This is a genomic window from Embleya sp. NPDC008237, from assembly GCF_042956465.1.
GTDB lineage: Bacteria > Actinomycetota > Actinomycetes > Streptomycetales > Streptomycetaceae > Embleya.
In genome coordinates, this window is the sequence record NZ_JBIBGL010000012.1 from 23,772 (window position 1) to 47,887 (window position 24,116).

At 73.2% G+C, this 24,116-nt stretch carries 19 protein-coding genes and 2 pseudogenes; 8 read left to right on the forward strand and 13 right to left on the reverse strand.

The annotated features are described in order from the left end of the window. Positions 1 to 91 precede the first annotated feature (91 nt). The gene (locus ACFZBU_RS28825; RefSeq protein ID WP_391586595.1) at positions 92 to 1,138 is read right to left on the reverse strand and encodes a hypothetical protein; all 1,047 of its coding nucleotides are present in this window, start codon (positions 1,136 to 1,138) and stop codon (positions 92 to 94) included. Between the two features lie 227 nt (positions 1,139 to 1,365). Between ACFZBU_RS28825 and ACFZBU_RS28830 the strand changes: the two genes are divergently transcribed. Beyond that, positions 1,366 to 3,783 (forward strand): helicase-associated domain-containing protein, encoded by a 2,418-nt coding sequence (locus tag ACFZBU_RS28830; protein ID WP_391586596.1) that lies wholly within the window; start codon positions 1,366 to 1,368, stop codon positions 3,781 to 3,783. 43 nt (positions 3,784 to 3,826) lie between these two features. Here the strand turns inward: ACFZBU_RS28830 and ACFZBU_RS28835 are convergent, their stop codons facing one another. Continuing rightward, a complete protein-coding gene (locus tag ACFZBU_RS28835) occupies positions 3,827 to 4,672 on the reverse strand; it encodes a hypothetical protein (RefSeq protein WP_391586597.1) in 846 nt (281 codons plus the stop codon). After that, positions 4,669 to 5,553: an ABC transporter ATP-binding protein gene (locus tag ACFZBU_RS28840; protein ID WP_391586598.1), complete on the reverse strand. Its 885-nt coding sequence runs from the start codon at positions 5,551 to 5,553 to the stop codon at positions 4,669 to 4,671. The genes ACFZBU_RS28835 and ACFZBU_RS28840 overlap by 4 nt, the downstream gene beginning before the upstream one ends. A gap of 276 nt (positions 5,554 to 5,829) precedes the next feature. On the opposite strand from ACFZBU_RS28840, the gene ACFZBU_RS28845 reads away from it, so the two are divergent. Next, positions 5,830 to 7,494, forward strand: a complete 1,665-nt coding sequence (locus ACFZBU_RS28845) for a DNA repair helicase XPB (RefSeq protein ID WP_391586599.1) — start codon at positions 5,830 to 5,832, stop codon at positions 7,492 to 7,494. A 20-nt stretch (positions 7,495 to 7,514) separates the two neighbouring features. Here the strand turns inward: ACFZBU_RS28845 and ACFZBU_RS28850 are convergent, their stop codons facing one another. Both ACFZBU_RS28850 and ACFZBU_RS28855 read right to left on the reverse strand, forming a co-directional pair. Then, positions 7,515 to 8,105 (reverse strand): VanZ family protein, encoded by a 591-nt coding sequence (locus tag ACFZBU_RS28850; RefSeq protein WP_391586600.1) that lies wholly within the window; start codon positions 8,103 to 8,105, stop codon positions 7,515 to 7,517. 63 nt (positions 8,106 to 8,168) lie between these two features. After that, positions 8,169 to 8,402 (reverse strand): hypothetical protein, encoded by a 234-nt coding sequence (locus ACFZBU_RS28855; RefSeq protein ID WP_391586601.1) that lies wholly within the window; start codon positions 8,400 to 8,402, stop codon positions 8,169 to 8,171. 316 nt (positions 8,403 to 8,718) lie between these two features. Between ACFZBU_RS28855 and ACFZBU_RS28860 the strand changes: the two are divergent. Together ACFZBU_RS28860 and larE are read left to right on the forward strand one after the other, a co-directional pair. Further along, positions 8,719 to 9,306 (forward strand): annotated as a pseudogene (locus ACFZBU_RS28860) (HAD family hydrolase); the annotation flags it as partial. Between the two features lie 60 nt (positions 9,307 to 9,366). Beyond that, a pseudogene (larE, locus tag ACFZBU_RS28865) lies at positions 9,367 to 10,143 on the forward strand (ATP-dependent sacrificial sulfur transferase LarE); the annotation flags it as partial. A gap of 35 nt (positions 10,144 to 10,178) precedes the next feature. Here larE and ACFZBU_RS28870 read toward each other — a convergent pair. Next, positions 10,179 to 10,415 (reverse strand): hypothetical protein, encoded by a 237-nt coding sequence (locus tag ACFZBU_RS28870; RefSeq protein ID WP_391586602.1) that lies wholly within the window; start codon positions 10,413 to 10,415, stop codon positions 10,179 to 10,181. A 203-nt stretch (positions 10,416 to 10,618) separates the two neighbouring features. Here ACFZBU_RS28870 and ACFZBU_RS28875 point away from each other — a divergent pair, with 203 nt between their 5' ends. Next, positions 10,619 to 11,002 (forward strand): cold-shock protein, encoded by a 384-nt coding sequence (locus ACFZBU_RS28875; protein ID WP_391586603.1) that lies wholly within the window; start codon positions 10,619 to 10,621, stop codon positions 11,000 to 11,002. Between the two features lie 140 nt (positions 11,003 to 11,142). Here the strand turns inward: ACFZBU_RS28875 and ACFZBU_RS28880 are convergent, their stop codons facing one another. The 4 genes from ACFZBU_RS28880 to ACFZBU_RS28895 are packed head-to-tail and all read right to left on the reverse strand — an operon-like array spanning position 11,143 to position 14,658. Beyond that, positions 11,143 to 11,979 carry a 1,4-dihydroxy-6-naphthoate synthase gene (locus ACFZBU_RS28880; protein ID WP_391586604.1) on the reverse strand — a complete coding sequence of 279 codons (837 nt, stop codon included), beginning with the start codon at positions 11,977 to 11,979 and terminating at the stop codon, positions 11,143 to 11,145. Next, positions 11,976 to 12,626, reverse strand: coding sequence for a futalosine hydrolase (locus tag ACFZBU_RS28885; protein WP_391586605.1), 651 nt, complete (start codon positions 12,624 to 12,626; stop codon positions 11,976 to 11,978). Before ACFZBU_RS28885 ends, ACFZBU_RS28880 begins: the two co-directional genes overlap by 4 nt. 3 nt (positions 12,627 to 12,629) lie before the next feature. Further along, the gene (locus ACFZBU_RS28890; protein ID WP_391586606.1) at positions 12,630 to 13,088 is read right to left on the reverse strand and encodes a DUF2771 domain-containing protein; all 459 of its coding nucleotides are present in this window, start codon (positions 13,086 to 13,088) and stop codon (positions 12,630 to 12,632) included. A gap of 10 nt (positions 13,089 to 13,098) precedes the next feature. Further along, positions 13,099 to 14,658, reverse strand: coding sequence for an MFS transporter (locus ACFZBU_RS28895; RefSeq protein WP_391586607.1), 1,560 nt, complete (start codon positions 14,656 to 14,658; stop codon positions 13,099 to 13,101). Positions 14,659 to 14,792: 134 nt separating this feature from the next. On the opposite strand from ACFZBU_RS28895, the gene ACFZBU_RS28900 reads away from it, so the two are divergent. Then, positions 14,793 to 15,644 carry a DUF3027 domain-containing protein gene (locus ACFZBU_RS28900; protein WP_391586866.1) on the forward strand — a complete coding sequence of 284 codons (852 nt, stop codon included), beginning with the start codon at positions 14,793 to 14,795 and terminating at the stop codon, positions 15,642 to 15,644. Positions 15,645 to 15,765: 121 nt separating this feature from the next. On the opposite strand, the gene ACFZBU_RS28905 is transcribed toward ACFZBU_RS28900, so the two are convergent. Beyond that, entirely contained in the window at positions 15,766 to 16,023 is a 258-nt protein-coding gene (locus ACFZBU_RS28905; protein WP_391586608.1) for a hypothetical protein, read from the reverse strand. 214 nt (positions 16,024 to 16,237) lie between these two features. On the opposite strand from ACFZBU_RS28905, the gene ACFZBU_RS28910 reads away from it, so the two are divergent. Then, entirely contained in the window at positions 16,238 to 19,312 is a 3,075-nt protein-coding gene (locus ACFZBU_RS28910) for a sacsin N-terminal ATP-binding-like domain-containing protein (RefSeq protein ID WP_391586609.1), read from the forward strand. Positions 19,313 to 19,433: 121 nt separating this feature from the next. Here the strand turns inward: ACFZBU_RS28910 and ACFZBU_RS28915 are convergent, their stop codons facing one another. Beyond that, the gene (locus ACFZBU_RS28915; protein WP_391586610.1) at positions 19,434 to 19,865 is read right to left on the reverse strand and encodes a PPOX class F420-dependent oxidoreductase; all 432 of its coding nucleotides are present in this window, start codon (positions 19,863 to 19,865) and stop codon (positions 19,434 to 19,436) included. 30 nt (positions 19,866 to 19,895) lie between these two features. Beyond that, positions 19,896 to 22,751, reverse strand: coding sequence for an FAD-binding and (Fe-S)-binding domain-containing protein (locus ACFZBU_RS28920; RefSeq protein WP_391586611.1), 2,856 nt, complete (start codon positions 22,749 to 22,751; stop codon positions 19,896 to 19,898). A gap of 220 nt (positions 22,752 to 22,971) precedes the next feature. On the opposite strand from ACFZBU_RS28920, the gene serC reads away from it, so the two are divergent. Then, the gene (serC, locus tag ACFZBU_RS28925) at positions 22,972 to 24,090 is read left to right on the forward strand and encodes a phosphoserine transaminase (protein ID WP_391586612.1); all 1,119 of its coding nucleotides are present in this window, start codon (positions 22,972 to 22,974) and stop codon (positions 24,088 to 24,090) included. The last annotated feature ends 26 nt before the right edge of the window (positions 24,091 to 24,116 follow it).

Here is a 24,116-nt window from a genome sequence, read left to right on the forward strand (position 1 = left end):
AATTAATGGGATCGTAAAGAGCGGATGCGGCGCCCCGGCAGCGGAGTGCGTCACACCCGGACAAGTCCGAGTACGGGTGGTGTTCCCGTGCCTACGCGGTGATCTGACGACGATTCAGTCGCCACAGCAGATACAGGGACGCGGCGATCGCGGCGATCCGGATCATCCCGGGCAGCAGCTCGCCGAAGCGGTCCCACGCCTCGTCCCGGGTCAGATCCGCGCCCAGGTGCCCGGTGGCGCGCATCCACATGCCGATCGCGAACGCCAGGGCGGTCGCGCCGGGGACATAGAACGCGGCGAACCGGCGTTCCTTGAGCGACCACGCGCCCGCCGTGAAGACCACCAGGTAGCCGAGCAGCACCACCACGGTCGACGCCACGATCGCACCGATCGCCATCATTGCGATCGCGAACACCTCGCGCACCTGCGTGCGCAGCGCCCCTGGACCGAACATGCCCAGTGCCGGCGTGGGTTCGGTCAGCGAGTCCTCGTCGTCCCAGGTCGCCGACGTGTCCGAGACCACGCCGATCGGATAGGCCGGTGCGTGCAGCGAGCCGTCGCCGTACACGTCGGGGGCGGGTCGCTCCGGCGTCCCGCCCTCCGGCGGCGTGCGCCACCACAGCGGCTCCTCCTCGGGATCCGCGAGCGGGACCGGCTTGGTCGCGGCGCCGCCGGCCGCGGTCTCGGCGAGCGTGGGCGGACCGGCCGCCGGGGGCGCCTCGGGGGAGACCCGGGGCGGCGGCGCGGCCGGCTGCGGGGCGGCCGGCTGCGGGCGGGACGGATCCGGCACGGCCGGAATCGGCGTCGCGTCCGCGCGAAAGCCCATCTGGCGCGCCACCGTGGCGTAGCGCGAACCGCGCATCGACATCGCGCCGACGCCGTCGTCGGCCCCGGCGGTGCGCAGGTCGCCGAGCCGGTACAACTCGTGGCCGACCACGGCCTCGGGGCTGCCGAGCCGATCCAGGACGACCTGCACGGTGCCGGGGGTGTGTGCGTTCAGCCGCTCGCGCTCGCTGTTGATCTGGCTGCGCAACCGCTCCACCAGTCGGGCCCGGTCGGCGGGGCGCAGTCTGCGCTGGGCGGCGTCGCCGACCTCGCCCAGGTACTGCAGAACCAGATGATCGCTCTCGAAGTTCACGCCCCCACCCCACCCCCGCCGAAGGATCGTCGCATCGGCACGACGCTTGCATCGGTAAAGCGACAACTCAGCGTAGGGGCCCGGGCGAAGCGGAGCGAGGGGTTGACCGAAATGGTGATCGCCCGGACCACCCGAGGCGGCGTCGACGGCCGATATTCGGTCGCCGAAGGGCACCGGGATCTCGGGAGCGGTGATCGTCGGCGGGCGGACCGTCTAACGTTGATGGGATGACCACAGCTGCGTCGCCCACCCGTGCCGAGGCGGATCGGCCCGCCGAGTCCGGCCCCCGGACGCTCGCCGAGGATCTGCGCGGGCGCACCGACGCGGCCCTCGCCGCCTTGCTGCGGGCCCGACCGGATCTGACCACCCCGGTCCCGGTGGACCTGACCCAGCTGGCCACCCGGGCCACCACGCGGGCCTCGATCGCCCGGGCCCTGGAGCGGCTGGACCGGTTCACCCTCCAGGTGGTGGACGCCGCGGTGGTGCTGCCGGACGGATTCGCGGTGGCCCGGCTGCACCCCCTCGTCGGCGCGGCTCCCGAGGCGCTCGCCCGGGCCGTGGCCAATTTGCGCGAGCAGGCCCTGCTGTGGGGCCCGGACGACGCGCTGCGGGTGGTGCGCACGGTGCGCGACCTGGTCGGCGCGAGTCCGGCCGGGCTGGGCCCGACGCTGGTCGGCGCGTCGGCCGCGACCGCGCCCTCCCGGCTCCAGGAGGTGCTCGCCGATCTCGGTCTGGGCTCCACCCACGACGCGGTCTCCGCGATCGCGGCGATCACCGAACTGTTCACCGACCCGGCCCGCCTGGACGCACTGCTCGGACAGGCTCCCGAGGCGGCGCGCGAGGTGTTGGACAAGCTGGTCTGGGGCCCGCCCACGGGCAGCGTGCGCGGCGCGGACCGGCCGGTGCGCGCCGACGCGGCGCGGACCCCGGTGGAGTGGCTGCTGGCCCGGGCGCTGCTGGTGCCGGCCGGCCCGGACGCGGTGGTGCTGCCGCGCGAGGTGGCGCTGCACCTGCGCGGCGGTCGAGTGCACCGGACCCTGGAGCCCGCGCCTCCCGAGCTGCCGACGCGCGCACACGATCCACAGGCTGTGGACAGTCTGGCGGCCGGCTCCGCGTTCACCGCCGTGCGTCGGGTCGAGGACCTGCTGGAGGCGTGGAGCGCGGGCGGGCCGGCCGTGCTGCGGGCCGGCGGCCTGGGCATGCGCGAGTTCAAGCGCGCCGCGGTGCAGTTGGACGCACCCGAGGCCGAGGTCGCGCTGTGGTTGGAGTTGGCCTACGCGATGGGCCTGGTCGCGGGTGACGGCGAACCGGACGAGCAGTGGTTGCCCACCCCCGCCTACGACACCTGGCGGCGCACCCCGGTGGGCACCCGCTGGGCCGCGCTCGCCGGTACCTGGCTGGAGACCACCCGGGTGCCCGCGCTGGTCGGCTCGCGCGACGACAAGGACCGGCCGATCGGCGCACTGGGACTGCAGGTGGACCGTACCGCCGCGCCCGAGGTGCGCCGCCGGATCCTGGCCACGCTGGCCGCACTGCCGCCGGGCTCGGCCACCGACGCCGACTCGCTGCTCGCGCACCTGACCTGGCATCAGCCGATCCGGGCCGCGCGGCTGCCCGAGGCGTTGTTCCGGGCGATGCTGGTCGAGGCCGAACTGCTCGGCATCACCGGGCGGGGCGCGCTCGCCGGATACGCCCGCACGCTGGCCGAGGGCCGGGTCTACGAGGCGGGCGACGCGCTGACCCCGCTGCTCCCGGAGCCGCTGGACCACGTCTTCCTCCAGGCTGACCTCACCGCCGTGGCCCCGGGCCCGCTGGTCCTGGACCTCGCGCACGAACTGCACCTGGCCGCCGACGTGGAGTCCACCGGCGGCGCCACCGTGTACCGCTTCACCGAGTCGTCGGTGCGCCGCGCACTGGACGCCGGCCGCACCGCGGCCGACCTGCACCACCTGCTCGCGACCCACTCGCGCACGCCGGTGCCGCAACCGCTCGGCTATCTCGTGGACGACGTCGCCCGCCGCCACGGCCGGATCCGGGTCGGCACCGCGGCGGCCTTCCTGCGCTGCGACGACGACGCGCTGCTGGGCGAACTGCTCGCCGACCGCCGCGCCGCCGGACTGCGGCTGCGCCGACTGGCCCCGACCGTGCTGGCGGCGGAATCCGCGCCGGACACGGTGCTGGAGAAGCTGCGCGCGCTGGGCTTCGCGCCGGTCGCCGAGTCCGCCACCGGCGACCTGGTGCTGACCCGCCCGGACACCAGACGCACCCCGCCGCGCTCGGCACCGCCTCGGGTGGCCGGCGAACCGCCGGCGCCGAGCGAGGCGCTGCTCGGCGCGGCCGTCACCGCGATCCGCGCGGGCGACGCGGCCGCCACCGGCCGGGTCGACGACGGCGCGGAACGCGACGGCGAGCCGGTCGAACTGCCGCGCACCTCGGCCGCCGAGACGCTGCTCGCGCTCCAGGCCGCGCACGCCGACCGACGGGCGGTGTGGATCGGGCACGTCACCCGCGAGGGCCGGGCCACCCAACACATCGTGATCCCGCTGCGCCTGGAGGGCGGCTACGTCACCGCCCACGAACAGGGCACCGGCGAGATCCACACCTACCCACTGCACCGCATCACCGGCGTCGCCGAAACGAACTAGGCCGGACACGGCCCGGCCCCACCCCGGGCGCGTCGGCGCCCCCTCACATCTCCCGACGCCCGATCCGCCACACCGCGAGCCATACGCACAGGGCGGACAGGACCAGGGACAGCGCGAGGTTGTCGCCGTACTCCCCGGGGTCGTGTCCGCGCAGCAGGTCGACCTGGGAGTTGAACAACTGGGACGGCAGCCAGGTCTGCACCGGCCGCCACAGCGCCGCGAGCGGCATCAGCACGAAGCTGACCAGGGTCGCGCCGAAGATCGCCACCGGCCGGCGCAGGAACGCGGCCATCGCGGCGACCACGCTGAGTTCGAGCACCACACCCACGATCCCGTAGAACGACCCGTAGAAGACGGCTTCGGCCGGCAGCGGGCCGAACATCCAGTGCACCTGGGCCCAGGCGATCAGGCTGCCCAGCAGATAGGCCAGCGAGACCGCCGCCGTGGTCACCGTGTACCGGGGCAACACCAGGTCGCGCGGGCTGCGCATCCGGGTGCGGTGGAACGCGGCCAGGCCGGGTCGATGGTCGACCGCCAGCGCACTCGCCATCAGCGCGAGCCCGACCAGCACGCCGATCTGGCCGGCGGCGTAGGTGTACACCGCCATCCCGCTGTCCGCCCGCAACCCGCCCGTCGGTGCCACCGCGTCGATGTGCAGCGCCTCGACGATCCGGTCGCGGTGCCTGGCGAACACCGGGCCGATCAGGCCCACGCCCGGATAGGCCACCAAGAGCAGCAGCCAGCGCCGGGTACGCACCAGCCGCAGCCACTCCAGGCGCCACAGGCCCAGCCGACGCGGCCCGCGCGGGACCCGGTCGACGCCGGCCACCACCGCGGGCACGGTCGGTTGGGTCGAGGCGGGCGCCTGCACCGCGCCGGATCGCGTCATCGCGGACCGCCGGTGATGGACAGGAATGCCGCCTCCAGGTCCGACTCCTCCGGCGCGACCGAGACCACTCGGGCCGAGCAGCGGCTGAGCACCTCGGCGAGGTGCCGCTCGCCGGCCTCCAGCGACCGGGCCTCGACCCGGAACAGACCGGGTCGCAGTGACGATACGCGCGCGACCCAGTGCTCCGCCGCGAACGCGCGCAGCAGATCGGTGCCGCCGCCGCGCACCCGCACCAGCCAACTCGGCCGCATGTGCGTGTCCACCAATTCGGCGGTCGACCCCTGGTAGAGCAGCCGGCCCGCGCGCATCACGCCCACGTGATCGCAGACCCGCTGTACGTCGGCCAGGATGTGGCTGGAGAAGACCACCGTGGTGTGTTCGCGCAGGCTCGCCACCAGGTCGAGCACGTCGGCCCGACCACGCGGGTCCAGCGCGGAGGTGGGTTCGTCCAGGATGAGCAGTTCGGGATCGGCCACCAGGGCGGCGGCCAGGCCCAGGCGCAGCGTCATGCCGCGGGAGAGCGAGCCGGCCTTGCGATCGGCGCACCCGGACAGTCCGGTGCGGTGCAGCGCGACCTTGATCTTCTCCCGGGGCAGCCGTCCGTCGACGAGGTTTCCGGCCAGTTCGACCACCTCGGACGCGGTCAGCCACGGTTCGAATTCGGGCACGTCCGTGGACACCGCGACGCGACGCCGTTCGACCCCGAAGAGCACCTCGCCGTAATCCGCCCGGCGGGTGCCGCCCATGATCGACAACAGCGTGGTCTTGCCCGCGCCGTTCGGTCCCACCAGGCCGTATACGCAGCCGCGCGGCACCGTCAGGTCGATGCCGAAGATCCCGGTGCCACCGCCGTAGTCCCGGGTCAGGGCGCGTGTGCACACGGCGGGACCAGTCGGTTCGCCGGCGTGCTCGGGGGTCTCGGCGGCGGTGCGATCGGGACGGGGAACCCGATCGTCGGAGGCCGACGACGTTTGTTGCGCCATCAAGTATCCAGGGTAGGTAGACGGGCCGGTTTGTGTGTTCCTCCGTAAGGATGGGTCTGGCGCTCCTCCCTGGGCAGTACTGCCCCTGAAGCCTGCTCCTGCCGATGACAAACGGTTTTCGGAACACGGCCGCCGCGCGGATGGTTGAGACTTGTTGGTCCCGTCCCCTCCACCATGCGGAAAGGTTGGCCCGTGCCCGATGGCCCGCTGATCGTCCAGTCCGACAAAACCCTGCTCCTCGAGGTGGGGCACGAGGCCTCCGGCGACTGCCGTCGGGCGATCGCTCCGTTCGCCGAACTCGAACGCGCTCCGGAGCACGTGCACACCTACCGGCTGACCCCGCTGGGCCTGTGGAACGCGCGCGCCGCGGGCCACGACGCCGAGCAGGTCGTGGACGTACTGCTGCGCTACTCGCGCTACCCGGTGCCCAATGCGCTGCTCGTGGACGTGGCCGAGACGATGGGCCGCTACGGCCGGCTCCAGCTGTCCAAGCACCCCACCCACGGCCTGGTGCTGACCAGCACCGACCGTGCGGTGCTGGAGGAGGTGCTGCGCAGCAAGAAGATGATTCCGCTGGTGGGCGCGCGGGTGGACCCGGACACCGTGGTGGTGCACCCCTCCGAGCGCGGCCAGATCAAGCAGGTGCTGCTCAAGCTCGGCTGGCCCGCGGAGGACTTCGCGGGCTACGTGGACGGCGAGGCGCACCCGATCGAGCTGGCCGAGGACGGCTGGGGACTGCGGCCGTACCAGCAGGAGGCGGTCGAGGGCTTCTGGCACGGCGGCTCGGGCGTGGTCGTGCTCCCGTGCGGCGCGGGCAAGACGCTGGTCGGCGCGGCGGCGATGGCCACCGCGAAGGCGACCACGCTGATCCTGGTCACGAACACGGTCTCGGCCCGGCAGTGGAAGTCCGAACTGGTCAAGCGCACCTCGCTGACCGAGGACGAGATCGGCGAGTACAGCGGTACCCGCAAGGAGATCCGGCCGGTCACCATCGCCACCTACCAGGTGGTGACCACGCGCCGGAAGGGCGTCTACCCGCACCTGGAGCTGTTCGACTCCAGGGACTGGGGCCTGATCGTGTACGACGAGGTCCATCTGCTGCCCGCCCCCATCTTCCGGTTCACCGCCGACCTGCAGGCCAGGCGCCGGCTCGGCCTGACCGCGACGCTGGTGCGCGAGGACGGTCGCGAAGGGGACGTGTTCTCGCTGATCGGTCCCAAGCGCTACGACGCGCCGTGGAAGGAGATCGAGAACCAGGGATACATCGCGCCGGCCGACTGCGTCGAGGTGCGGGTGACCTTGACCGAGATCGAGCGGCTGGCCTACGCGACCGCCGAACCCGAGGAGCGGTACCGCTTCTGCGCCACCACCGCGAGCAAGACCCGCGTGGTCAAGGAGCTGGTCGAGCAGCACCGCGGTGAACAGACCCTGATCATCGGGCAGTACATCGACCAACTCGACGAGTTGGGCGAGGTGTTGAACGCGCCGGTGATCAAGGGCGAGACCACCAACAAGGAGCGCGAGCGGCTGTTCGACGCGTTCCGTACCGGCGCGGTGCAGGCGCTCGTGGTCAGCAAGGTGGCGAACTTCTCGATCGACCTGCCGGACGCGACGGTGGCCATCCAGGTGTCCGGCTCGTTCGGCTCGCGACAGGAGGAGGCCCAGCGGCTCGGGCGGGTGCTTCGGCCCAAGGCCGACGGCCGGGGCGCGCGCTTCTACTCGGTGGTCGCGCGCGACACCATCGACCAGGACTTCGCCGCACATCGGCAACGGTTCCTCGCGGAACAGGGATACGCGTACCGGATCGTCGACTCCGACGACCTGGACAAGCAGAGGTAGTCCGGGACCGGGGCGTTCGGTCACTCGGTCGGGCGCTGCTCGACCGTCTTCGTGGTCCGCTCCCGCCGCCACCACGGGGTGCGGCGGGGGTGGACCCGGGCGGCCAGGTGTCGGCCGAGGAATATGTAGGCCAGGAACGCGCCGGTCGCGTTCAGGATCACGTCGTCGATGTCGAACGCCCGGCCGACGACGAACAGGCCCTGCACCGCCTCGACCACGAGCATCAGCACGCCGACGGTGAGCAGGATCCGGAGCGGGCCGCGCAGCCGGGCGGAGACCACCGGGAGCAACACGCCCAGCGGTGTGCACAACACCAGGTTGCCGCCGACCTGCCGGACCGCGTCCCGGACTTCGGGGCGGTCCAGGTAGGACCGGATCGAGTCGCCCGGGTCGGTGTTGCCGGTGACCAGGTCCTGCGAATCGGGCTGTGGGGTGAACGTCACCCGGGCCAGCACCAGGGCGAAGGCGACCAGGGCCAGTACCCCGAGCCCGATCGCGACGGCGCGCAACACGCGGGCACCGCGCGAGCGGGTGGGCCGGGGGTGCTCCGCGGGGTCGGCGGTCGTCGTGCGCCGTGCGTCCCCGGTGCCGAGCGCATCCACCGTGTCCACTCCCGACTGTCGGTTCGGCTGCCTGAGCGGGCGTCTGCCCGCGTGCGGCCGGACCATGCGGGGTCACGGCACGGCGTGTCGACCGAGCAGGGTGACCCGAACGGCCGTACTGGTGAACACCCATGTGCCGCGCGCGACCGTCGCGGTGATGTGCGCGGGCCGGCGCAGCCGGGCGCGGACCAGGTCGGTGAAGGGGATCGCGGTGGCGGTCCCGGCGGGGATTCCGGCGGAGGAGGAGCCGCGCAGCGTCGGCATCCGCAGCGATCGGGGGGCGGGGAGATGCGTCATCGTGCTCATGTCCTCGACGCTAGGTGGACCGACATAACGGGCGCGTCAGCACCAGGGCGCCCGCTGCGGTACCTCTCGCGGATGACCGCCCCTCGTGGGTCGACCGCGCGACCGACCCGGCGGGTCGGGGGAGCGGTCCGGTCCGGGCCGATCCGGATCGACGTCGCGCGTGGCCGTGAGTTCCCCGGCGGGGACATCTGCTTCCGATGCGCCCTTGACCCGAATACGCCGAAACGATCAAGGATTTCGCAGTTCACGGCATCGTCCGCATGCGGACATCGGCCCGCAACGCACCGCGTCGTAGGCTGAACGGGTGAATGCCCTCATGGTTGGTTTCGACCTGGATATGACGCTTGTCGACTCCCGTCCCGGCATCGGGGCGGCCTGGGCCGTGCTCGCCGAGGAGACCGGCGTCCCGATCGACATCGCCCTGGTCGTCTCCCGACTCGGGCCGCCGCTGGAGACCGAGGTCGCGAACTGGTTCCCGGCCACCGAGATCACCGCCGTGGCGGCGCGTTATCGCGAGCTGTATCCGGACCATGCCGTGCGCGGCACGGACGTGCTGCCCGGTGCCCGCGAGGCGCTCGCCGCGGTGCATCGACACGGTGGGCGCACGATGGTGGTGACCGGCAAGCACGAGCCCAATGCGCGCCTGCACCTGGACCATCTGGACCTGGCCGTGGACCACCTGGTCGGCGACCTGTGGGGCGAGCAGAAGGGCGCGGCGCTGCGCGCGGCGGGAGCGAGCGTGTATGTCGGCGACCATCTCGGCGACCTGATCGGGGCCCGCGTGGCGGGCGCGATCGCGGTCGGGGTGGCCACCGGTCCGATCTCGGCCGAGGACCTGCGCGCGGCCGGCGCCGATGTCGTGCTCGCCGATCTGACCGAGTTTCCCGCGTGGTTGGACGCGCACGTCGCCGATCTGCGGCTGGCGGACCTGCGCGAGCGGCTGCGCGGCCTGGGCAGCGTCGCGGTCGCCTTCTCCGGCGGCGCGGACTCGGCCTTCCTGCTGGCCGCGGCGGTACGCACGCTGGGTGCGGCCGACGTGCTCGCGCTGACCACCGAGTCGCCGAGCCTGCCGGCCGCCGAGCGCGACGCCGCGCGGGCCTTCGCGGCGGACCTTGGCGTGCGTCACGAACTGGTGCCCAGCGACGAGATGGCTCGCGAGGGGTATCGCGCGAACAACGGCGATCGGTGCCGGTTCTGCAAGACGGAGTTGATGGCGGTGCTCGGGCCGGTGGCGCGTGCGGCGGGGATGACCCATCTGGCCACCGGCACCAACGCGGACGACGCGCGGGTGGGCTTTCGGCCGGGGATCGCCGCGGCGGCCGAGGCGGGGGCGGTCACCCCGCTGTTGGACGCGGGCCTGACCAAGGCTCAGGTGCGGGCGATCAGCCGGGCCTGGGGGCTGCCGACCTGGGACAAGCCGGCCGCGGCGTGCCTGTCCAGCCGGGTCGCCTTCGGGGTGGCGATCACGCCGGCCCGACTGGCCCGGGTGGAGCGGGCCGAGGCCGCGTTGCGTGCGGTCCTGGCCCGGGACGGGATTCCGGTCCGCAACCTGCGCGTGCGCGACCTGGGGCAGTCCGCGCGCATCGAGGTGGACGCGGCGCTCAGCGCCGCTGTGGGCGGCCACGCGGCTGCCCTGGCGGCGGTCCGCGAGGCCGGCTTCGCGAGCGTCGAGGTGGACCCGCTCGGCTACCGCGAGGGCGCGATGAACGAACTCCTGGCCGACCCGGAGCCGTACCGCTAGGGCCTGTCCTCGATCCCGCGTCGGGCGTCGCGGCGTCAGATCGTCTCGGGCACCGGGCGACGCCTGCTGCGGGCCGATTTGACCAGACCGGCGGCGGCCACCGCGAAGCCGACCGGCATCAGCACACTGACCAGATAGACCGCCGTCGGCAGCGCGTCGGCGCCGATCAGCAGCGGTGTGACGGTGGCGAGTGTGGCGATCGTTCCGATGGCGAAGAGCACCGCGCCGATGCGGACGAGCCGATCGCCGGGGCCTGCGGATGCGTTGTACACACGCCCAGGGTAGATGCCCCGATCCGGCCCCGATGCGCCCGGGGCGGGATCCCCATGTCCGGCCGAGAACGCGACCATTAGCCTGGACGAGTGAACGGGGTCACTACGCGTTCCTGCTCGGATTCGATGTGTGCGCCCCACCCAGCCTGGTAAATGCTCGTAAAAGTCCCGACGAAGCCGTCCCGACACGATCGAGGTCTCCCGTGCCCACCGGCAAGGTCAAGTGGTTCGACACCGAGAAGGGCTTCGGGTTTTTGTCCCGGGACGACGGAGGCGACGTGTTCGTACACGCGTCGGCACTGCCGCAGGGCCTGGACACGCTCAAGCCGGGCACCCGGGTCGAGTTCGGCATCGTCGAGGGGCGACGGGGCGAACAGGCCCTCTCGCTCCGGGTCATGGACCCGCGTCCCTCCGTCGTCGCCGCGAGCCGCAAGAAGCCCGACGAGATGAGTTCGATCATCCAGGACCTGCTCAAGGTCCTCGAAGGCGTCGACAAGACGCTCGAACGCGGCCGCTACCCCGACAAGCGCGCGACCACGAAGGTCGCCGAGCTCCTGCGCGCGGTCGCCGACGAACTGGACACGTGACGCACTCGTTCGCGTGGCGTCGGTGCGCTCGGCCTGGCGGCCTGCGCGGTGTCCTCAAGCGCCGGACGGGCTGATTTCGGCGGACCTTGGTGGTTCGTCCGACGTTGTGCTCCACCCGTCCGGCGATCTCCCGTCCGGCGCTAGGGGAGTTGCAGGGCGCCGGGCGGGATTGGCGGGACCAGGCCCTCGGTGGCGGCTCGGGTGAGCAGGTGGGTCACTGCCGCGTGGCCGGCTTCGCCCAGGTCCCGGGTGAACTCGTTGACGTACAGGGCGATGTGCCGGTCGGCGACGGCCGGGTCCATCTCCTGGGCGTGTTCGAGCACGTAGGCGCGCGACGCGGCCGGGTTCGCCCAGGCGTGCTCGACGGACGCGCGTGCCGCCGCGGCCAGGGCGGGCAGGTCCAGCGATCGTTTGGCGATGATCGCGCCGAGCGGGATCGGCAGCCCGGTGTCCGACTCCCACCAGTCGCCCATGTCGGCCAGGCAGGTCAGTCCGTAGCGCTGGTAGGTGAAGCGCGCCTCGTGGATCACCAGGCCCGCGTCCACGACGCCGTCGCGCACCGCGGGCATGATCTCGTCGAACGGCAACACCCGGATCTCGCCCACGCCGCCGGGTACGTTGCGCGCCGCCCACAGCCGGAACAGCAGGTAGGCGGTGGAGCGTTCGCCGGGCACCGCGACCACCTTGCCCGCCAGCGCCGCGGGCGTGCTCGCGACCGGGCTCAGTACGAGCGGGCCGCAGCCGCGGCCGAGCGCGCCGCCGCAGGGCAGCAGCGCGTACTCGTCCAGAACCCACGGCAGCGCCGCGTAGGAGACCTTCAGCAGGTCCAGTTCGCCGCGCTCGGCCAGGCCGTTGGTGATGTCGATGTCGGCGTAGCGCACCTGTACGGGCGGCGCGTCCGCGAGCAGGCCGTGCGTCCACGCGTGGAAGACGAACGTGTCGTTCGGGCACGGCGAGTAGGCCAGCGACAGGGTCATCGGGTCGGGCTCCCTTCGAGCGCGGCGAAGGCCGAGGCGAGTGCGCGCAGCGCGTCGGGGATGCGCCACGCCGCGCGGTCGCGCGGGCCCACGGCGTTGGAGATGGTGCGCAGTTCGAGCATCGGCACGCCGAACGCGGCGGCGGCGGTGGCCACTCCGAAGCCCTCCATGCCCTCGACCGCGGCACCCGGGTGCCACCGGGCCAACTCGGCGGCGCGCGCGGCGGTGCCGGTCACGGTGGAGACGGTGAGCGCCGGACCGGTGGCGAGCGCAAGGCCCGCCGCCCGCAGGGCGTCACCCACGCGGGCGACCAGTTGCGGGTCGGCGTCGAACGCGCTCGTCCCGAAGCCCAGTTCCTCGATCGGCACGAACCCGTCGGCGGTCTGCGCACCCAGGTCGGCGGCCACCACGCGGGTGGCCAGCACCGTCGAGCCGACCGGCGCCGAGCCCGGAAAGCCGCCGCCGATACCGGCGTTGATCACCAGGTCGTAGGCACCCCGGGCGAGCGCCGCAGCTGTTCCGGCGGCGGCCGCGGCCGGGCCCGCGCCGACCGCGAGCACGTCCGGGCCGGGAGTCCGCCAGGAGCGCGCACCGCCGAGCACGGCATCGCGTTCGGCGGCCACGGCGGTGATCACCAGGATGGGCAAGAGCTACTTCTTCTTGACCTTGAACGCCCAGATGCCCCGGTAGCCCTGCTCGCCGTCCGGCTGCACGACCTGGACCAGGATCGGCTCGTCGTCCTTCTGCGGTGACCCGTACTTCAGCCGAATGTCGGAGTAGAACGTGGTCTTGATCACGGACTGGGTCTGCGGCTTGCCGTCGAACAGGAGCAACCAACCGGCGTCGGCGATCTTCTTGTCCACGCCGACCGAGAAGCTGCCGCCCTCGTCGACCGAGATGGTCTTGAGCTTCGTCTTGTTCAGGCAGTCCGACACCTTCGCGTCGTCGATCGTGCCGTCGTCCTTGTAGCACTCGGCCTCGGAGTGGACCGACGTACTCCCGGTGACCAGGGTCACCAACGGGGTGGGCTTGTCGATGTTGCAACCCGTCAGGGCGAGCGCGCCCAGGACGGCGGCGCCGGCGAGCGCGGCAGGGCGGCGAGTCTTCATGATCGGAAGATTACCGGGCGGCCCGCAGCCGGATGCCGGGGGACCGCTTGCGACGCGCTCGGCGAGTCGTCAGTTTGCGACCGACGATCACCAGCGCCAGCGTGAGCACGCCGGCCGCCACGCTCATCCCCAGCGTGCCGTTCAGCGGCAGGGCGATGCCGATGCCGCCGCCGATCACCCACGCCACCTGGAGTGCGGTCTCGGTGCGGGCGAAGGCGGAGGTGCGCACCTCCTCGGGGATGTCGCGCTGGATCATCGCGTCCAGGGACAACTTGCCCAGCGCCTGGGCGAGACCGGCGACCGCGGCCACCGCGAGCACGGTGACCAGGCTGTACATCACCGCCGCCCAGGCCGCGCAGGACGCGGACACCAGCAGCACGCCGACGATGATCGCCTCCGGCGCACGGGACTTGAGCCAAGCCCCGAGCCCGGTGCCGACCGCGTTGCCGACCGCGGCGGCGACCACCACCGCGATGGTGGCCTGGGTCGCGGACAGGTCGGCCACCGGGTGTTGTCGCATCAGGAAGCCGAGGAACATGATCAGGAAGCCGGAGAAGCCGCGCATCGCCGCGTTCGCCCACAGCGCCTGGACCACGGACGGGCCCACGCTGCGCAGCCGCCGCGAGGTCTTGACCCGGGGCGGTTTGCGACCGGGCTCGCGCACGCCGGCACTGCCCGCGACCGTCTCCTCGGCCCTCGGCTCGGGCAGTGTCTCGGTGGTGTCCCCGTCCCGGCCCGCCCGCAGCTTGGTCAGCGACACCTTGCGCTTGTGCTCGACGCCGGGCGCCTCGGCGGTGAAGGAGGCCCGGTCCTCGCCCTCGGCCGAGTCGACCTTGGCGGGCAACGTGAGGGCCAGGATCGCGCCGACGGTGAACACGACGCACGCGCCGTACAGGATCCCGGGTGTGCCGAACGCGTACTTCAGACCGCCCGCGACCGGTGCCGCGCCCATCGTGCCGATCAGGCCGAACAGGGTGATCCGCGAGTTCGCCTTGACCAGCGAGACCGAGCGCGGCTGGAGCCGGGGCACCACCGCGCTGCGGCTGACCCCGTACACCTTGGAGGAGACCAGGACGCCGAAGGCCGCCGGATACAGCTCCAGGCCGCCGTTGTTCACCGAGCCGGCCATCAGCCAGCACAGGCCGACCCGGACCAGCATCGCCACCGCCATCGCGAAGCGGCGACCGCGGCGCATCCGGTCCAGGATCGGACCCATCACCGGGGCGAGCAGTGCGAACGGCGCGAGCGTGATCAGCAGGTACATGGCGACCCGGTCGCGCGCCTCGCCGGTGGGCACCGAGAAGAACACGGTCGTGGCCAGGGCCATGGTCACCAGCGCGTCGCCCGCGTTGTTGATCAGATGCAGCTCGATCAGCTTGGCGAGGCCGCTTTCTCCGGCCCCCTTGGCCCGGGCCGCGCCGCGTAGTTTGCCGAAGCCGCCGGTGAACAGTCCGCCGAACCAGCCCAGCGCGCGACGCGCCGGACCCCGGTTCTTGGCGTACGACCCACGGGTCGAGCCCGGCGCACGAATGGTGCGCCGTGATGCGGTGGTGGTCTTGGAGGCTGCCACGCCGGGATCCTGCCCTCGCTCCCTTGGTTGATGCGGTCGCGACACGCCAGGAAGGGCTCGCTCCGCGCGCCCGTTCGGGAATCGGACGTGTTTTGAGGGTATCGGCGGTGGAGACCTTCGACGCGTGAGAGAGAATCACTCTCGTGAGTGCCGCGACCCGTAGTCGAACCCCGGACCGCCTCTGCGCCGAGGCGGTTGATCTTGCCTTCGCTGCCGCCGAGGAAGCCGCAGGTCAGGACTCCGTCGGCGAGCATCTGGGTGTTCAGGTGGATGGTGATCGCCTGGTCACCCACCTGTTCGCGTGCCGCGAGTCCGCCTACCACGGCTGGCGGTGGGCGGTGACCGTTGCCCGCGCGCCCCGCGCCAAGCTGGTGACCGTGGACGAAACCGTCCTCGTCCCGGGACCCGAGGCGCTGCTCGCGCCTGCCTGGGTGCCGTGGAACGAGCGCCTTCGTCCCGGCGACCTCGGCGTGGGCGACCTGTTGCCCACCGACGCCGACGACCCCCGTCTCGAATTCGGTTACACCGGAGCGGACGAGACAGAGGAGGAACTGACCGAACCGATCGCGTTCGGTCCCAAGGCGGTCGCGTACGAACTGGGGCAGGGGCGCGCGCGCGTCCTGTCGCCGGTCGGCCGCGATCTGGCCGCAGATCGCTGGGACGAGCAGTTCGGCCGGGGCACGCCCATGGCCCAGGCCGCCCCGGCGCACTGCACGAGTTGTGGATTCCTGGTCAAGATCGGCGGCCCGCTCGGGCAGGCGTTCGGAGTGTGCGCCAACGAGTACTCGCCCGCCGACGGCCGGATGGTCTCGCTCGCCTACGGCTGCGGTGGCCACTCGGAAGCGGCGGTCATGCCCGCCGCGACGCCTGCCGCCGAGCTGTCCCTGGACGAGTACCGGATCGAGACCGTGCGGATCCGCCCGGTCGAGAGCCCGGTGGACGAGGACGGCATGCAGCCCGGCGAGGACCAACTGGGTCACTCCTGATCGATCCCGTGCACGTGTGCGCGACCTCGCGCGACACGCCCGACGTCCTCGACCCCTACCCGACCGACATGCCGAAGCCGCCACCGATCCGGTGGCGGCTTCGGGTCGTTTCGGGTCCGCGTCAGCGGGCCGTGCCGCGGAAACCGACCGGGCCCTCGCCCGGGAACTGCGCGGAACCCTGGAAGCGCGCGCCGTCGTCGAAGAACGTGATCGTCGCGTTGCCCTGGGGGCCGGACCAGGAAAGCTGGGTGCCCGTCGCCGGGCGCGCCTTGTCCGGAATCACGGCGTTGCGACTCTGGACGACGATCACCAGGTCCGCGTCGTCGTGCCAGGCGGCGTCCGCGCCGCCCCACTGGATCTGCGTGCGATAGGTAGCCACGTTGTCTCCCCTTCCGTAGCCGAGCGGGGTTTCCCCCACCCGTGTGTCTACTCCCGCGTCCTCGGGTCTCGCCGGCGAATCGGGGGTAGTTGTTTGTGTGGGTTTTGTGTGAGTTGATCCACTGCCGTCCACACGGTGGGATCACCGGGAAGCCGTGTGCCCGGAAACGCAATAGGGTTCCGGCCACATCCGCGAACGAGGGACGGCGCACGGCATGGGCATCGAGGACCGCTTTGGCACCGCTTCGCTTCGGCGAGCCGTACTGGACGCGTGGGCCGCGTCGCCCGCGCGTTTCCGGGAGGACGCGAACGCCGAGGAGGAACTCGCCCTCGGCGGCTACCGCGACCGCCTGGTGGTCGAACTCGCGCAGAACGCCGCCGACGCGGCGGCCCGGGCGGGCGTGCCGGGCCGGCTGCGGCTGACCCTGCGCGACGGCGTCCTGGTCGCGGCCAACACCGGCGACCCGCTGCACGCGCAGGGCGTCGAGGCGCTGTCCACGCTGCGGGCCTCCGCCAAGCGCGACGACGGGCCCGAGGCGGTCGGCCGGTTCGGGGTCGGCTTCGCCGCCGTGCTCGCGGTCACCGACGAGCCGTGCGTGCTCTCGCGCACCGGCGGCGTGCGCTGGTCCCTCCAGGAGGCCCGCGACCTGGTCGCCGACGCGGCCCGAGGCAACGCCGGGCTGACCGACGAACTGGCCCGGCGCGACGGCGGTGTGCCGGTGCTGCGGTTGCCGATGCCGGCCGAGGGCACCCCGCCCGAGGACTACGACACCTGCGTCGTGCTGCCGCTGCGCGACGGCGCCGCCGCGGACCTGGCCGGCCGGCTGCTCGCCGAGATCGACGACGCGCTGCTGCTCACCCTGCGCCGGATCGCCGAGATCGTGATCGAGACCCCGGACGGCGTGCGCACGCTGACCTGCCGGGCCGACGGCGGTGCCCTCGTGGTGGCCGACAACGGCGTGGAGACCCGCTGGCGGGTCGGCGAGGACGGCGGCGCGCTGGAGCCCGAGCTGCTCGCCGACCGGCCCACCGAGGAGCGCCGCCGGGCCGCGTGGTCGGTGTTGTGGGCGGTCCCGCTGGACGCCGCCGACCAGCCGCGCCGGCCGAGCGTACGGGCCGTGGTGCACGCCCCCACACCCACGGACGAGCCGCTCGGGTTGCCCGCGCTGCTCGTCGCCTCCTTCCCGCTCGACCCGACCCGCCGGCACACCGCGCCCGGCCCGCTGCGCGACTTCCTGATCGAGCGCGCCGCCGAGACCTACGCCACGCTGCTGGCCACCTGGCCGACCACGACCACCGGCATCCTGAGCCTGGTGCCCGGACCGACCGCCGAGGGCGAACTGGACGGACTGCTGCGCCACCGGGTGCTGAGCCGGCTCGCCGACACCGCGTTCCTGCCCGCCGCCGCGCCCGCCTCCGAGGCCGAGCCGGACGATCCGGACGCGCTGCTGCTCGACCGCGGCACCGCCGCGCGCGACCGCGACCTGCTGCGCCCGCGCGACGCGGTGCTGATCGAGACCGCGAGCCCGGGCCTGGTGGACGCGCTCGCGCCGGTGGTGGCCGGGCTGCTGCCCGCCGGGCTGGACCGCAGCGCGGCACTGCGGGTGCTGGGGGTGCGCCGGCTGCCGCTGGCCGAGGTGGTCGACCAGTTGGCCGGCATGGACCGGGACCCGGCCTGGTGGCGGGCCCTGTACGACGCGTTCGACCCGGCGGCCCGGGACGCGCTGGGCGCCCTGCCGGTGCCGCTGGCGGACGGCCGGATCGTGCGCGGGCCGCGCGGGATCCTGCTGCCCTGTCCGGACAGCCCCGACCTGGCCGCGCTCGACGTGCTCCGGCTGCGGGTGGCCCACCCGGAGGCGACCCACCCGCTCCTGGAGCGGCTGGGCGCGGTCCGGGCCACCCCGCGCGCGGTGCTCGCGGACCCGGCGGTGCGGGCGGCGGTCGTCGAGAGCGAGGACGGCGACGACATCGCCGAGGCGATCCTGGAACTGGTCCGGGCCGCCCGGATCGGCCCCGGCGACGAGCCCTGGCTGTCCGCGCTGCTGTTGCCGGACGTGGACGGCGACGCGGTCCCGGCCGGCGAACTGATGCTGCCCGGCAGCCGGATCGCCGCGGTGGTCGAGCCGGGCGCGCTCGGCGTCGTCTACCCGGACCTGGTCGAGCGCTGGGGCGAGGACGTGCTGGAGGCGGTCGGCGTGCTCGGCACCTTCGGCCTGGTCCAGGAGGACGACGTGGTCTTGGACCACGACGGCTGCGACCACGACCTGGACGCCGAGGACGACTGGCTGGACGACGTGCTCGACCACATGCCCGACCAGGGCGTGCCGCCGGTGTTGGCGACCTTCGTCGCGGTGCGCGACCTGGACCTGGTCGCGGACGACGCGTGGGACGAGGCGCTGGAGGTGATCGCCACGCCGCCGCTGCGCACCGCGGTGATCGAGCCGGCGCACGCCCTGCTGCCGGACGGCGGCACCGCCCGGGTGCCCTCGTACACGGCGTGGTGGCTGCGCGGGCACCCGGTGCTGGACGGCCGGCGGCCGGCGGGTCTGCTCGCCGCCGACGGGGACCGGCTGCTGCACGGGCTCTACGACGAGGTGCGGGCGAGCCTGGACCCGGTCTTCCTGACCGCTCTGGGCGTGCGTACGACGCTCTCGGCGCTGCTGGCCGACCCGGACGGCCCGGACGAACTCCTGGAGCGCCTGGCGGACCCGGAGCGGCCCGTGACGCGCGATCAGTTGCGGGCGCTGTACACCGCGCTCGCCGACGTCGCACCGGAGCGGTTGTCCGCGCCGACCGAACTGCGCGGCGTCTCGGGTGGGCGGATGACCGTGGCCGACGTGGCGGACGCGCTGGTGGGCGACGCGCCGGACCTGGCGGCGTTGGTCGCGGACGACGCGGCGCACGTGGTGCTGCCGGTGCGCCCGGACCGCGCGGAGGCGCTGGCCGACCTGCTCGACGTACCGCTGCTGTCCGAGACGATCCCGGGCAAGGTGCTCTCCGAGGGCACGCTGCACGAGGTGCCGGACGACGTGCTGGCGGCGATGCCGGACGCGCCGAAGGAGTACTTCGAGCACGAGGAACTGATCGTCTCCGGCCCGAACGGGACCGAACTCGACGCGGACTGGCGCTACATCGACGGTCGAGTGCACGCCACCACGTTCGAGGGCGTCGCCCGCGGCCTGGCCTGGGCGGCCGGCGAGTGGCACCGCCGCTTCGAGGTGGAACAACTCCTCACCCACCCGGAGAACGCGGACCACTTCGCGACGGAACGCGACTTCGACGGGGTGTGAGTCCGGCGAGCCGCCCGGCCCGAGGCGGACTCGGGCGGCTCGCCGGCCTCAGCTCCCACGCGGGGAACGTGCCGGTGCGACGAGCGAGCGGGCCGGGGTACGCAGTCCGCCCGTCGCGTCCTCAGCGCAGGTCGGCGCCGTACACGTGGTCGACCGTCATCGTCATCAGCACCCGGCGGTCGCTCACCATCGCCGCGCGGTATTCGGCCCAGTCCGGGTGCTCCCCGGCGGCGCGCCGGTAGTAGGCGACCAGCGCCTCGACCTCCGGGCCGTCGGGGTCGGTGCCCGGACCGGTCAGGGTCACCGTGCCCTCGGCGGTGGCCCAGGAGCGGCCGTCGGGGCCGGTCACCTCCAGCGCGGCGCGGGGGTCGCGGCGCAGGTTCGCCGTCTTGGCGCGGCCCTGGGTCATCGAGACGTACAGGAGACCCGCCTCGGGGTCGTAGTACGGCATCACGGGGGAAAGCTGGGGGCGGCCGTCCGACTTGATCGTGGCCAGGACGCCGAGCCGGCTCTCCGCGAGCAGCGTGCGCGGGTTGAACGGTGTGTCGGTCATATCCGGAGCCAATCCCCGATCGCCCGCCGGCTATTCCCCGCCGCGCGCACCCGGGTGACCGGCCCGCCCGGGCAATCCGGCGGCCAGGAGTTCGGCCAGGTGTACCGGGCGGTGATCGCTCACGTGGGTGATCTGGGTGCGGCAGCTGAAGCCGTCGGCCAGCGTCACCGCGTCCGGCCCGGCGGCTTCCAGCGCCGGCAGCAACCGGTCCGCGGCGACCGCGCGCGACACCTCGCCGTGCGCCGCCTCGTAGCCGAAGTTGCCGGCCAACCCGCAGCAGCCGCCCGCGAGTTCGCCGGTCAACCCGGCCCGGGTGCGCAACCGGCGGTCGGCCGCGTCGCCCAGGACCGCATGCTGGTGGCAGTGCAGTTGGCCGGTCACCTCACGATCGAGCACCGGCGGCGACCAGTGCGGCGCGTACTCCTCCAGGGCCTGGGCGAACGTCCTGACCGAGTCCGCGAGGCCGTCCGCCGCCCGGCCGAGCAACTCGGGTACGTCGGTGCGCAGCGCCGCCGCGCAGGAGGGTTCCAGGCCCACGATCGGCAGCCCGGCCTCGATCGCCGGCCGCAGGATGCGCACGGTACGGGTCATCACCCGGCGCGCGACGCCCAGTTGCCCGGTCGAGACCCAGGTCAGGCCGCAACACACCGACCCGGGCGGCACCACCACCTCCAGCCCGGCGGCCTCCAGCACCTCGACCGCCGCGCGGCCGACCTCGGGCCGGAACCGGTTGGTGAAGGTGTCCGGCCACAGCACCACCCGACGGCGCGAACCCCCCTCCACACGCGGCCGATCGCGCCACCAGCGGGTGAACGGCTCGGAGGCGAACGGCGGGATCTCCCGAGTGCGATCGAGTCCGGCCAGGCCGAGCGCGGCTCGCCGCAGCGCCGGCACCCCCGCCGCCGCGTTGGCCAGCCCCGCCAGGCCCGGCACGGCGCCCACCGCGCGAGCCCACAGCGGCAGGTTGCCCAGCGCGTAGTGCGCCGCGGGCCGCAGCCGACCCCGATAGTGGTGGTGCAGGAACTCGGCCTTGTAGGTGGCCATGTCCACGTCCACCGGACAGTCGCTGCGGCAACCCTTGCAGGACAGGCACAGGTCGAGCGCGTCGCGGACCTCGGTGGAGCGCCAGCCGTCGGTGATCACGTCGCCGATCAGCATCTCGTGCAGCAGCCGGGCCCGCCCGCGCGTCGAGTGCGCCTCCTCGCCGGTGACCCGGTACGACGGGCACATCACGCCGCCCGAGGAGGTGTCCGCCGTCTCGCGGCACTTGCCCACTCCCACGCAGCGCCGCACCGCGGCGGCGAAGTCGCCGCCGTCGGCCGGATAGCCGAACTCCACCGGCACGGGCGTGCGCATCCCGGTGAAACGCAGATTGTCGTCCACGGGGTGTGGACGAACCAGGATGCCCGGGTTCAGCAACCCGGCCGGATCCCAGATCGCCTTGAAGGCGCCGAACAGTTCGACGATCTCCGGTCCGTACATCCGGGGCAGGAACTCGGCCCGGGCCTGTCCGTCGCCGTGTTCCCCGGACAGCGAGCCGCCGTGCGCGACCACCAGATCCGCCAGGTCGGACGAGAAGGCCCGAAACGCCGCGACGCCGCGGGTGGTGAGCAGGTCGAAGTCGATCCGGATGTGTACACAGCCCTCGCCGAAATGGCCGTACGGCAGTCCGCGTAGCTCGTGCCGCGCCATCAACTCGGCCAACGCGCGCAGGTACGCTCCGAGCCGCTCGGGCGGCACGGCGGTGTCCTCCCAGCCCGGCCACGCCTCCGAGCCGTCCGCCATCCGGGTTGCGGTGCCGGACGCCTCCTCGCGGATCCGCCACAGCGCCCGCTGCCCCGCCGGATCGGTGACCACTCGCGCCGGTCCGGAGCCGGCCAGCGCGTGTGCCCGCGCCGTCGCCTCGGCGACCGAGCCCCCGCCGACCTCGACGAACAACCAGGCGGCGCCGGGCGGCAGTTCGACGTCGCGTGCGGATGCGGCCAACGCGACCAGGCCCGCGCTCAGGCTCTCCACGGTCAGCGGACCGTGCGGCAGCAGACCGGGTGCCGCATCCGCCGCGGCGAAGTCGTCCGAAAAGCCCAGCACGGCCAGGACGCGGGCCCTGGGCGCCTCGACCAGGCGCAGACCGGCCCCGAGCACCACGACGCACGTGCCCTCGGTGCCGACCAGGGCCCGGGCCAGGTCGCGCCCGTGCTCGGGCAGCAGCCGGTCCAGGGCATAGCCGGAGACCCGGCGCGGCAGGGCGGGAAAGCCCCGCCGGATCAGCGCCAGGTTGGCGTCCGCGAGCTCGGCGAGCGCGGCGTGGATCTCGGCGGCGCGGCCCGTCGTGGGCACCGGCTGATCGCGGCCGACCCGCATCCGGGTGCCGTCGACGGTCGCGATGTCGAGCCATTCGACGTTGGCGCTCGTCCGGCCCCACGCGACCGAGTGCGACCCGCACGCGTCGTTGCCGATCATGCCGCCGAGTGTGCAGCGGCTGTGGGTGGACGGGTCCGGGCCGAAGGTGAGTCCGTGCCGGCCGGCCTCCCGGCGCAGGTCGTCGAGCACCACGCCGGGCTCGACATGCGCGATCCGGGTCGCCGGGTCCACGTGGCGGATCCGGTTCAGGTGCCGGGCCAGGTCGAGCACCACGCCGTTGCCGGTGGCCTGCCCGGCGATGCTGGTGCCGCCGCCGCGCACGGTCACCGGCGCGCCCAGCTCGTGGCACACCGCGAGCGCCGCGAGCACGTCCTCGGCGTCCAGCGGCGCGACCACCCCGGGTGGCACCCGACGGTGGTTGGAGGCGTCCATCGAGTACAGCGCGCGGGCCTGCGGGTCGAACCGGACCTCGCCGCGCACCCGCGCCCGCAGCGCGCCTTCCAGGTCCCCGAGCTGTGCCGTCACCGCGTCATCCTCATCCGTCGTGCCCCGCCGGCCGAGCCGAACACGCCCGCTCGCCGGGCTCCGGACCCGGGCCCCTACCGTCCGTCGGGCCGAGCACGAAGCACCGGCCCGGTCGCGTTCCGTCCACCCGCCGAGACGCCTCCCGCCACATGCCGGCCACGATCGTCTCATTGTGCGGAATACACATCACCCACGAAACGGACACGACTACGCTCTCCGCGTGGCCGAGATCCAGATTCCCGCAGCGCTCATGCCCGCCGACGGCCGGTTCGGTTCGGGTCCGTCCAAGGTACGTCCCGAGGCGCTCGCCGCCCTCGCGGCGACCGGTACCTCTCTCCTGGGCACCTCCCACCGGCAGGCGCCGGTGAAGAACCTGGTGCGCCGGGTTCGCGAAGGTGTCGGCAGCCTGTTCTCCCTGCCCGAGGGCTACGAGGTGGTCCTGGGCAACGGCGGTGCCACCGCCTTCTGGGACATCGCCGCGTTCGGCCTGGTCGAGCGCAAGTCCCAGCACCTGTCGTTCGGCGAGTTCTCCTCCAAGTTCGCCACGTCGGTCAAGGCCGCGCCGTGGCTGGACGAGCCGACGGTGATCAAGTCGGAGCCCGGCACGCACCCGCTGCCGCAGGCCGAGGCGGGCGTGGACGTGTACGCCCTGACCCACAACGAGACCTCGACCGGTGTCGCCATGCCGATCGCCCGCCCGGCCGGCGGCGACGTGGGCTCGCTGGTGCTGGTCGACGCGACCTCCGCGGCGGGCGGGCTGCCGGTGGACGCGGCCGAGACCGACGTGTACTACTTCGCGCCGCAGAAGAACTTCGCCGCCGACGGCGGTCTGTGGCTCGCGGCGTTCTCGCCGGCCGCGTTGGAGCGGGCGCAGCGGATCGCCGCGTCGGACCGCTACATCCCGCCGTTCTTCGACCTGGCCACCGCGATCGACAACTCGGTCAAGGACCAGACGTACAACACGCCGGCGCTGAGCACGCTGTTCCTGCTCGCCGACCAGCTCGACTGGATCAACGGGCAGGGCGGCCTGGACTGGGCCGTCGCGCGCACCGCCGACTCGTCGAGCCGGCTGTACGGGTGGGCCGAGAAGTCCGCCTACGCGAGCCCGTTCGTGGCCGACCCGGCGGCCCGCTCGCAGGTGGTCGGCACGATCGACTTCGCCGACTCGGTGGATGCGTCCGCGGTGGCCAAGGTGCTGCGCGCGAACGGCATCGTGGACACCGAGCCCTACCGCAAGCTGGGCCGCAACCAGCTCCGGGTGGCGATGTTCCCGGCCGTCGAGCCGGCCGACGTCGAGGCGCTGACCGCGTGCGTCGACTACGTGATCGAGCAGCTCTGACCCACGTCCGCAACGCCTGACGGGCC

Excerpts from the sequence above, each read along its gene's own strand:
- ACFZBU_RS28910 (WP_391586609.1), top strand. The coding sequence starts at position 16,238 with ATGGGCATCGAGGACCGCTTTGGCACCGCTTCGCTTCGGCGAGCCGTA.
- ACFZBU_RS28880 (WP_391586604.1), bottom strand. The coding sequence starts at position 11,979 with ATGACCCTGTCGCTGGCCTACTCGCCGTGCCCGAACGACACGTTCGTC.
- ACFZBU_RS28830 (WP_391586596.1), top strand. The coding sequence starts at position 1,366 with ATGACCACAGCTGCGTCGCCCACCCGTGCCGAGGCGGATCGGCCCGCC.
- ACFZBU_RS28855 (WP_391586601.1), bottom strand. The coding sequence starts at position 8,402 with ATGAGCACGATGACGCATCTCCCCGCCCCCCGATCGCTGCGGATGCCG.
- ACFZBU_RS28835 (WP_391586597.1), bottom strand. The coding sequence starts at position 4,672 with ATGACGCGATCCGGCGCGGTGCAGGCGCCCGCCTCGACCCAACCGACC.
- ACFZBU_RS28845 (WP_391586599.1), top strand. The coding sequence starts at position 5,830 with ATGCGGAAAGGTTGGCCCGTGCCCGATGGCCCGCTGATCGTCCAGTCC.
- ACFZBU_RS28915 (WP_391586610.1), bottom strand. The coding sequence starts at position 19,865 with ATGACCGACACACCGTTCAACCCGCGCACGCTGCTCGCGGAGAGCCGG.
- ACFZBU_RS28890 (WP_391586606.1), bottom strand. The coding sequence starts at position 13,088 with ATGAAGACTCGCCGCCCTGCCGCGCTCGCCGGCGCCGCCGTCCTGGGC.